We start from the raw sequence: 10,108 nt of genomic DNA on the forward strand, positions 1-10,108 counted from the left end.
CTTCGCGGTGCCGGGCCCTTCGTGACGTACGGGCGTGCTGGTTACAGCTTGTCGATCACGTAGTCCACGCAGGCCGTGAGGGCCTGGACGTCCGCCGGGTCGATCGCCGGGAACATCGCGATGCGGAGCTGGTTGCGGCCGAGCTTGCGGTACGGCTCGGTGTCGACGATGCCGTTGGCGCGCAGGACCTTGGCGACGGCGGCCGCGTCCACGTCGTCGGCGAAGTCGATCGTGCCGATGACCTGCGAGCGCTGCGCCGGGTCCGCGACGAAGGGGCTCGCGTACTTGGACTCCTCCGCCCAGGAGTACAGGCGGGTCGAGGAGTCCTTCGTGCGGGCCGTGGCCCAGTCCAGACCGCCCTGGCCGTTGATCCAGTCCAGCTGCTCGGCGAGCAGGAACAGGGTGGCGAGCGCCGGGGTGTTGTACGTCTGGTTCTTGCGCGAGTTGTCGATCGCCGTGGGGAGCGAGAAGAACTCCGGGACGTGCCGGCCGCTCGCGTGGATCCGCTCGGCGCGCTCGATGGCGGCCGGGGAGAACGCGGCGAGCCACAGGCCGCCGTCGGCGGCGAAGGACTTCTGCGGCGCGAAGTAGTAGACGTCCGTCTCGGTGATGTCCACGGGCAGGCCGCCCGCGCCGGAGGTGGCGTCCACCAGGACGAGCGAGCCCTCGTCGGCGCCCTCGACCCGCTTGATGGGGGCGGCGACACCGGTGGAGGTCTCGTTGTGCGTGTACGCGTACACGTCCACGCCCGCCTCGGCCTGCGGGAGTGGGTGCGTGCCCGGCTCGCTCTGGACGACCGTGGGCTCGGCGAGCCACGGGGCCAGCTTGGCGGCCTTGGCGAACTTGGAGGAGAACTCGCCGAACGAGAGGTGCTGCGACTTGTTCTCGATCAGGCCGTGCGTCGCGACGTCCCAGAACGCGGTCGAGCCGCCGTTGCCGAGGACGACCTCGTAGCCCTCGGGGAGCTGGAAGAGGCTCTGAATGCCCTCGCGCACGCGGCCGACCAGGTTCTTGACCGGGGCCTGGCGGTGGGACGTTCCGAGCAGGGAGGTACCGGTGGCGGCCAGAGCGTCGAGCGCTTCCGTACGCACCTTGGAGGGGCCCGCGCCGAACCGGCCGTCGGCGGGCTTGATGTCAGCGGGAATCTGGATCTCAGCCACGTCGTGAGCCTAGCGGGTCCCCGGACCGGGGGTTCTCCCGGTCCACCTCCCGAGACGCCGTGTCCGAACGGGCTGGCGAGGAGCGGACGATCGAGCATGATCAGTTCAGTACGTTGGACGGAATAGTTCAGGATGCTGCACACTGCTTCGAGAGACCGTGACACCTCAGGAAGGCCCCCGTGAACGCAAGCCCGCAGACCGCCCCCCAGGCCACCACCGCACCGCCGGCCGTAGAGGCGGTCGCTCCGCGATCCCGCGGCGGCGGCGCGGGGCCGATCGGGCTCGTGCTCTCCGGGTGCATCTCGGTGCAGTTCGGCGCGGCGCTCGCGGCGACGCTGATGCCGCGGGCCGGTGCGCTCGGCGTGGTCACCATCCGCCTGGTCGCGGCGGCCGTCGTGCTGCTGCTCGTCTGCCGGCCCAAGGTGCGCGGGTACGCACGGGCCGACTGGGGCACCGTGCTCGTCTTCGGCGTGACGATGGCCGCGATGAACGGGCTGTTCTACCAGGCCGTCGCCCGGATCCCGCTCGGTCCCGCCGTCACCCTTGAGGTCCTCGGCCCGCTGGCCCTCTCGGTGTTCGCCTCGCGCCGTGCCGTCAACGCAGTGTGGGCGGCGCTCGCCCTCGGCGGGGTGTTCCTGCTCGGCGGGGCGGGCGGGTTCGGCGGACTCGACCCGGTGGGTGCGGCGTTCGCGGTCGCGGCGGGGGCGATGTGGGCCGCGTACATCGTGTTCAGCTCCCGTACCGGCCGGCGGTTCCCGCAGGCGGACGGGCTGGCCCTCGCGATGGCCGTCGGTGCGGTGTTCAGTCTGCCGTTCGGGATCGTCGAGTCCGGCGAGAAGCTGCTCGTGCCGATGACGCTGCTGCTCGGGGCGGGGGTGGCGATCCTGTCGTCCGTACTGCCGTACACCCTGGAGATGCTCGCGCTGCGGCGGATGCCCGCGCCGACGTTCGCGATCCTGATGAGCCTGGAGCCGGCGATCGCCGCGACGGCGGGGTTCCTGATCCTGGATCAGGCGCTGGCCTGGACTGATGCGTTGGCTATTGCGTTGGTGGTGGGGGCGAGTATGGGGGCTGTGCGGACGCAGGTCGCCGGCTGAATCTTCCCCTCCCCGCCCCTTCCCGAAAGTCCTCGCGGACGGCCCCGGGGCTTCGCCCCAGACCCCTTTTCGGGGCTTCGCCCCCGGTCCCCGGTTGTTGTTCGGCTGCCGCGCCGTCGTGGCTGGCCGCGCAGTTCCCCGCGCCCCTGTCAGGGGGCTTCGCCCCCCTCGGCCCCCGGTTGTTGTTCGGCTGTCCCGCCGTCGTGGCTGGTCGCGCAGTTCCCCGCGCCCCTGAAGGGCCGGCCCGTCGTTCGGTTGTCCCGTCGTCGTGGCTGGTCGCGCCCCGCGGCGGAGCCGCTGATGTCGCAGCCCCGCGCCCCTGAAAGACCGGGGCTGCGTCCCCTGGAAATCCAGCGCCAGGGCGGGAAATTCAGCCCCTCCGGCGCTTGAGGAGTGGGGTTCGGGGCGGAGCCCCGAGATGGGGGCGCGGGGAACTGCGCGACCGGCCACGGTGGCGCGGTAGTCGAATGACGAGCCGGGGTTCGGGGCGGAGCCTCGAAATGGGGGCGCGGGGAACTGCGTGACCGGCCACGGCGGCGCGGTAGTCGAATGACGAGCCGGGGGCCGGGGTGGAGGCCCGGGGGTGTCTGCCGTGGGTGGTCTTTTTCAAGCACGCTTGATTGTTTCTTGCTGCGCTGCCATGCTCGCCGCACACCGCATCCGTGAGGGGAGCGCCCGTGCCCGACCCCGTGTACGTGCTCGACGACCTGCGTGACGAAAGTGCTGAACTCGACGCCCTGGTAAGGGAGTTGAGTGATGAGGAGTGGGCGGCGCCCACGCCCGCGCCGGGGTGGAGCGTGGCGCATCAGATCGCCCATCTGGCTTGGACCGACGCCACCGCACTGCTCGCCGCCACCGACGCCGAGAGCTTCGCGCGGGAGGTGGAGAAGGCGGTCGCCGCGCCCGAGTCGTTCGTGGACGAGGGGGCCGAGGAGCTGGTCGTACTCCCGCCGGGCGAGCTGCTCGTGCGCTGGCGGGAGGGGCGCGAGGAGTTGCAGCGGGTGCTGCGGGCGCGCCCGGCCGGGGAGCGGCTGCCCTGGTACGGGCCGCCGATGAGCGTCACGTCGATGGGTACCGCCCGCCTGATGGAGACCTGGGCGCACGGCCTCGACGTCGCGGACGCGCTCGGAGTGCGGCCGGAGCCCACCGCGCGGCTGCGGCACGTCGTCCACCTCGGCGTACGGACGCGGGACTTCGCTTTCGGGGTGCACGGCCTGCCCGTGCCGGAGGGGGAGTTTCGCGTCGAACTCGTCGGTCCTGACGGGGAGTTGTGGGTCTACGGGGACGAGGGGGCCGGGCAGTGCGTCACCGGGTCCGCGTACGACTTCTGTCGGCTCGTCGTCCAGCGCGCCCACCGGGACGACCTCGATCTGCGGGCGGAGGGCGCGGACGCCGACCGGTGGCTCGACATCGCGCAGTGTTTCGCCGGGTTGCCGGGGAAGGGGCGTACGCCCGGGAGCGCCCGTGGCTAGCGGTACGGACCGCCCGCTGCGGGTCGGGAACGCCTCCGGGTTCTACGGGGACCGCTTCGACGCCCTGCGCGAGATGCTCACCGACGGCCCTCTCGACGTCCTGACCGGCGACTATCTCGCCGAGCTCACGATGCTCATCCTCGGCCGCGACCGGCTGCGCGACCCGCAGCTCGGGTACGCCAAGACCTTTCTGCGGCAGGCCGAGGAGTGCCTCGGGCTCGCGCACGACCGGGGAGTGCGGATCGTCGTCAACGCGGGCGGGCTGAATCCCGCCGGACTGGCCGCCCGCGTACGGGAGTTGGGTGAGCGGCTCGGCGTGTCCAGTGCCGTCGCGCACGTCGAAGGGGACGATCTCAGCGGGTACGGAGGCTGGGGCGACGGCGTGCTCACCGCCAACGCCTACCTCGGCGGGCACGGCATCGCCGCCTGCCTGCGGGCCGGGGCCGACATCGTCGTCACCGGCCGCGTCACCGACGCCGCCCTTGTCACCGGTGCGGCGGCCGCGCACTTCGGCTGGGCGGCGGACGCGTACGACGAGCTCGCGGGGGCCGTCGTCGCCGGGCACGTGCTGGAGTGCGGTACGCAGGCGACCGGCGGGAACTACGCGTTCTTCGACGCGGCCGGGCGGGACCCGGTGCGGGAACTGCGGCGGCCCGGCTTCCCGTTGGCGGAGATCCACGCGGACGGGTCGAGCGTCATCACCAAGCACGACGGCACCGGCGGTTACGTCGACGTCGACACCGTCACCGCCCAGCTCCTCTACGAGACCGGCCCCGCCAGGTACGCGGGCCCCGACGTCACCGCCCGTCTCGACTCCGTACGCCTCACGCCGGACGGCCCGGACCGGGTGCGGGTCGACGGGGTGCGCGGGGAGGCGCCGCCGCCGACGCTCAAGGTCGGGCTCAACCGGCTGGGCGGGTTCCGCAACGAGGTGGTGTTCGTGCTGACCGGGCTCGCCGTCGACGCCAAGGCCGAGCTGGTCAAGGCACAGGTCGAGGACGCCTTCGCGCGCGCCAAGTCCCGGCCTAGCGAGGTGCGTTGGGAGCTGTCGCGGACCGATCGCGAGGACGCCGGCACCGAGGAGACCGCCAGTGCCCTGCTGCGGCTCGTCGTGCGCGACCCGGAGCAGGAGGCCGTCGGCCGGGCCGTCAGCGGCGCCGCGATCGAGCTGGCCCTCGGCAGCTACCCCGGTTTCCACGTCACCGCCCCGCCCGGCAAGGGCGCCCCGTACGGGGTGTTCCGTGCCGCGTACGTCGAGCAGGGCGAGGTCCCGCACGTCGCCGTACTGCCGGACGGGGCGCGGATCGACATCCCGCCGCCCGCGCGCACCAGGCCCCTCGCGCCCGTGCCCGAGCCCGGACTGCCCGAGCCGCTGCCCGCCGGCCCGACCCGGCGCGCCCCGCTCGGCCTGGTCGCCGGGGCCCGCAGCGGCGACAAGGGCGGGGACGCCAACCTCGGCGTGTGGGTGCGCGACGACGCGGCCTGGCGCTGGCTCGCCCATGAACTGACCGTCGAACGGCTCCGTCAACTCCTGCCGGAAGTCGTGGAGTTGAGAGTCGTACGGCATGTGCTGCCGCGGCTGCGCGCCGTGAACTTCGTCGTCGAGGGGCTCCTCGGCGACGGGGTGGCCGCGCAGGCGCGGTTCGATCCGCAGGCCAAGGGCCTGGGGGAGTGGCTGCGCTCCCGGCACGTCGACCTACCGGAGGTTCTGCTGTGACGGTCATTCCGTCGGCTCTCGATCCCGCCGACCCCGACCACCTCGCGCACCGCGCCGCCATGCTCGACAAGCTCGACGCGCTCGACGCCGAGCATGCGAAGGCGCTCGCGGGCGGCGGGGAGAAGTACGTCGAACGGCACCGGGGGCGCGGCAAGTTGACGGCGCGGGAGCGGATCGAGCTGCTGCTCGACCCCGACACCCCGTTCCTGGAGCTGTCGCCGCTCGCGGCCTGGGGCAGCGACTATCACGTGGGCGCCGCGATGGTCTGCGGCATCGGCGTCATCGAGGGCGTCGAGTGCCTGATCACCGCCAACGACCCGACCGTACGCGGCGGAGCCAGCAACCCCTGGACGCTGAAGAAGGCGTTCCGCGCGCATGAGATCGGGCTCGCCAACCGGCTGCCGTCGATCCATCTCGTCGAGTCCGGCGGCGCCGACCTGCCCTCGCAGAAGGAGATCTTCATCCCGGGCGGGGCGCTCTTCAAACACCTCACGCAGTCCAGCGCCGCCGGCATCCCGACCGTCGCCGTGGTCTTCGGCAACTCGACCGCCGGAGGCGCGTACGTGCCCGGCATGTGCGACCACGTGATCATGGTGAAGGAGCGGGCGAAGGTCTTCCTCGGCGGCCCGCCGCTGGTCAAGATGGCCACCGGCGAGGAGAGCGACGACGAGTCCCTCGGCGGCGCCGAGATGCACGCCCGCACCTCGGGCCTCGCCGACCACCTCGCCGCTGACGAGCCGGACGCGCTGCGCCAGTGCCGCCGCGTCGTCGCCCGCCTCAACTGGCGCAAGGCGTACGCAGATCCGGACCCGGTCTCCGTACAGCCCCCCGAGTACGACGAGGACGAGCTGCTCGGCATCGTGCCCGGCGACCTCAAGACGCCCTTCGACCCGCGCGAGGTGATCGTCCGGATCGTCGACGGCTCCGACTTCGACGAGTTCAAGCCGCTGTACGGGCCGTCCCTCGCGACCGGGTGGGCGACGCTGCACGGCTACCCGATCGGCATCCTCGCCAACGCGCAGGGCGTCCTGTTCAGCGAGGAGTCGCAGAAGGCCGCCCAGTTCATCCAGTTGGCCAACCAGCGCGACATCCCGCTCCTGTTCCTGCACAACACCACCGGCTACATGGTCGGCAAGGAGTACGAGCAGGGCGGCATCATCAAGCACGGCGCGATGATGATCAACGCGGTCTCCAACTCCCGCGTCCCGCACCTGTCCGTGCTCATGGGCGCCTCGTACGGCGCCGGGCACTACGGCATGTGCGGCCGCGCCTACGACCCGCGGTTCTTGTTCGCCTGGCCCAGCGCCAAGTCCGCCGTCATGGGCCCGCAGCAGCTCGCGGGCGTCCTGTCGATCGTGGCCCGGCAGTCCGCCGCCGCGAAGGGCCAGCCCTACGACGACGACGCGGACGCGGCGCTGCGCGCCATGGTGGAGCAGCAGATCGAGTCCGAGTCGCTGCCGATGTTCCTGTCCGGGCGGCTCTACGACGACGGCGTGATCGACCCGAGGGACACGCGGACGGTCCTCGGCATCTGCCTGTCCGCGATCCACACGGCCCCGTACGAGGGCGCGCGCGGCGGCTTCGGCGTCTTCCGGATGTGAGGGAAATCCCCATGATTACTTCGCTGTTGGTGGCCAACCGGGGCGAGATCGCCTGCCGTGTCTTCCGCACCTGCCGCGAGCTCGGCATCGCCACGGTCGCCGTGCACTCCGACGCGGACGCGGACGCCCTGCACGTGCGCGAGGCGGACACGGCCGTACGGCTTCCGGGGTCGGCGCCCGCCGACACGTATCTGCGCGGCGACCTGATCGTGAAGGCCGCGCAGGCCGCCGGGGCCGACGCGGTCCACCCCGGCTACGGGTTCCTGTCCGAGAACGCCGACTTTGCGCGGGCCGTCACGGACGCGGGCCTGAAGTGGATCGGGCCGCCGCCGGAGGCGATCGAGGCGATGGCGTCGAAGACGCGCGCCAAGGAGCTGATGGGCGTCGCCCCGCCGGCGGACGTCACGGAGGCCGACCTGCCGGTCCTGGTGAAGGCGGCGGCGGGCGGCGGCGGACGCGGCATGCGCGTCGTACGCGAACTTGCCGAGCTGGACGGAGAGTTGGCGGCCGCGCGGGCCGAGGCGGTGAGCGCGTTCGGGGACGGGGAGGTGTTCGTCGAGCCGTACGTCGAGGGCGGCCGGCACGTCGAGGTGCAGCTGCTCGCCGACGCGCACGGCACCGTCTGGCCGCTCGGCACCCGCGACTGCTCGCTGCAGCGCCGCCACCAGAAGGTCATCGAGGAGGCCCCCGCGCCCGGCCTCGCCCCCGCCCTCGTGGAGTCGCTGTACGAGCAGGCCGTACGGGCCGCGCGGGCGACCGGCTACGTGGGCGCGGGCACCGTCGAGTTCCTGGTCGGGCGGGACGGGCGGGCGCAGTTCCTGGAGATGAACACCCGCCTCCAGGTCGAACACCCCGTCACCGAGGCCGTGTTCGGGCTCGACCTGGTCGCCCTGCAGATCCGGGTGGCCGAGGGCGCCCCCCTGGACCCGGAGCCGCCGCACCCGCGCGGCCACGCGGTCGAGGCCCGCCTGTACGCCGAGGACCCGGCGCACGGCTTCGCCCCGCAGACCGGCGCGCTGCACCGCTTCTCGATCCGTGACGTCCGGGTCGACACCGGCTGCGCGGACGGCGACACCATCGGCGTGCACTACGACCCGATGCTCGCCAAGGCCGTCGCCCACGCCCCGACCCGCGCCGAGGCGCTGCGCCGCCTGGCCGGGGCCCTGGAGCGGGCCGAGGTGCACGGCCCGGTCACCAACCGCGACTTCCTCGTACGGTCCCTTCGTCACCCGGAGTTCGCCGCGGCCCGCATGGACACCGGCTTCTACGAGCGCCACCTGGACGCCCTGACCGCCCCGGAGCCCGACCCGCACGCACCGCTCGCCGCGGCGCTCGCCGACGCGCACGGCCGGTCCCGCTTCGGCGGCTTCCGCAGCCTGCACTCCCAGGACCAGGTCAAGCGGTACCGCAGCGAGCCGGACGGGGCCGAGCACGAGGTCCGCTACCGGCACACGCGCACCGGTGTGGAGGCCGGGGGCGTACGGGTGCTCCGGACGAGCCGCACGCTCGTGGTCCTCGAAGTCGCGGGCGTACAGCGGAAGTTCAGGGTCGCCGCCTACCCGGACGGTCGCGTCCACGTCAACGGCGCCGCCCTCACCGCCCTGCCCCGCTTCCCCGACGCCGCCGCCGACCGGGCGCCCGGCTCACTGCTCGCGCCCATGCCCGGCACCGTCGTACGGCTCGCGGAAGGCCTGGCCGAAGGCGTCGCCGTCCAGGCCGGCCAACCCCTGCTGTGGCTGGAGGCGATGAAGATGGAGCACCGCGTCACCGCTCCCGCCTCCGGCACGCTCACCGCGCTCCACACCGCCCCCGGCCGCCAGGTCGAGGTCGGCGCCCTGCTCGCCGTCGTACAGGAAGAGGACTCTTGATGGCCGCCACCCTGGAAACCGAGGAGCACAAGCAACTGCGCGCCGCCGTGGCCGCGCTCGGCAAGCGCTACGGCCGCGAGTACATGACCAAGGTCGTCCGCGAGGGCGGCCACCCCGAGGAGCTGTGGGCGGAGGCCGCGAAACTCGGCTACCTGGGCGTGAGCCTGCCCGAGGAGTACGGCGGGGGCGGCGGCGGGGTCGCTGAACTCTCCATCGTCCTTGAGGAGTTGGGGGCCGCGGGCTGCCCGCTGCTGATGATGGTCGTCTCGCCGGCGATCTGCGGCACGGTCATCGCCCGGTTCGGCACGGAGGAGCAGAAGCGGGCCTGGCTGCCGAGCCTGGCGGACGGCTCCCGCACGATGGCCTTCGGCATCACGGAACCCGACGCGGGCTCCAACTCACACCGCATCACGACGACCGCCCGCCGCGACCCGGCCTCCGGCGATTGGATCCTGACGGGGCGCAAGGTCTTCGTCTCCGGCGTCGACATCGCCGACGCCACGCTGATCGTGGGCCGCACCGAGGACGCCCGCACGGGCCGCCTCAAGGCCTGCCTGTTCATCGTCGACCGGGACGCGCCCGGCTTCCGGCGCAACCGGATCGACATGGAACTCCAGGCCCCGGAGAAGCAGTTCGAGCTGGTCCTCGACGACGTCCGGCTCCCCGCGGACGCCCTGGTCGGCGACGAGGACGCGGGGTTGCTGCAACTCTTCGCCGGGCTCAACCCGGAGCGCATCATGACGGCCGCGTTCGCCGTCGGCATGGGCCGGTACGCGGTGTCCCGCGCGGTCGCGTACGCGAAGGAGCGCAGCGTCTGGAAGCAGCCCATCGGCGCCCACCAGGCCATCGCGCACCCCCTCGCCAAGGCCCACATCGACCTGGAGCTGGCCCGCCTGATGATGCAGAAGGCGGCCCAGCTGTCCGACTCGGGCGACGACGTCGCGGCGGGGGAGGCGGCGAACATGGCGAAGTTCGCCGCGGGGGACGCGTGTGTGCAGGCGGTCGATCAGGCGGTGCACACTTTCGGCGGCAACGGCCTCACCCGCGAGTACGGCCTCGCCTCCCTGATCACCGCGTCCCGCGTGGCCCGGATCGCTCCGGTGAGCCGCGACATGATCCTCAACTACGTCTCCCACCAGTCCCTGGGCCTGCCCAAGTCGTACTGACGTGGACCTGCGGGGCCCGGGGAGGGA

The 10,108-nt window shown here is 72.7% G+C and carries 7 protein-coding genes; 6 read left to right on the plus strand and 1 reads right to left on the minus strand.

Translation table 11 applies throughout. The features are described 5' to 3' along the window. Positions 1-41 precede the first annotated feature (41 nt). Positions 42-1,160: a phosphoserine transaminase gene (gene serC / locus QIS96_RS37345; protein ID WP_282547341.1), complete on the minus strand. Its 1,119-nt coding sequence runs from the start codon at positions 1,158-1,160 to the stop codon at positions 42-44. 179 nt (positions 1,161-1,339) lie between these two features. Here serC and QIS96_RS37350 point away from each other — a divergent pair, with 179 nt between their 5' ends. The 6 genes from QIS96_RS37350 to QIS96_RS37375 all read left to right on the plus strand — a co-directional run bounded on the left by QIS96_RS37350 (position 1,340) and on the right by QIS96_RS37375 (position 10,081). Continuing rightward, positions 1,340-2,257: an EamA family transporter gene (locus QIS96_RS37350; protein WP_282547342.1), complete on the plus strand. Its 918-nt coding sequence runs from the start codon at positions 1,340-1,342 to the stop codon at positions 2,255-2,257. Between the two features lie 677 nt (positions 2,258-2,934). Then, positions 2,935-3,729, plus strand: a complete 795-nt coding sequence (locus QIS96_RS37355) for a TIGR03084 family metal-binding protein (protein ID WP_282547343.1) — start codon at positions 2,935-2,937, stop codon at positions 3,727-3,729. Continuing rightward, positions 3,722-5,446, plus strand: coding sequence for an acyclic terpene utilization AtuA family protein (locus tag QIS96_RS37360; RefSeq protein ID WP_282547344.1), 1,725 nt, complete (start codon positions 3,722-3,724; stop codon positions 5,444-5,446). The genes QIS96_RS37355 and QIS96_RS37360 overlap by 8 nt, the downstream gene beginning before the upstream one ends. Next, the gene (locus tag QIS96_RS37365; RefSeq protein ID WP_282547345.1) at positions 5,443-7,047 is read left to right on the plus strand and encodes an acyl-CoA carboxylase subunit beta; all 1,605 of its coding nucleotides are present in this window, start codon (positions 5,443-5,445) and stop codon (positions 7,045-7,047) included. Before QIS96_RS37360 ends, QIS96_RS37365 begins: the two co-directional genes overlap by 4 nt. A gap of 11 nt (positions 7,048-7,058) precedes the next feature. Then, entirely contained in the window at positions 7,059-8,915 is a 1,857-nt protein-coding gene (locus QIS96_RS37370) for an ATP-binding protein (protein ID WP_282547346.1), read from the plus strand. Then, positions 8,915-10,081 (plus strand): acyl-CoA dehydrogenase family protein, encoded by a 1,167-nt coding sequence (locus QIS96_RS37375; protein ID WP_282547347.1) that lies wholly within the window; start codon positions 8,915-8,917, stop codon positions 10,079-10,081. The genes QIS96_RS37370 and QIS96_RS37375 overlap by 1 nt, the downstream gene beginning before the upstream one ends. The last annotated feature ends 27 nt before the right edge of the window (positions 10,082-10,108 follow it).

This window comes from Streptomyces cavernicola (assembly GCF_029968035.1).
In the GTDB taxonomy this organism is placed as follows: Bacteria; Actinomycetota; Actinomycetes; order Streptomycetales; family Streptomycetaceae; genus Streptomyces; species Streptomyces cavernicola.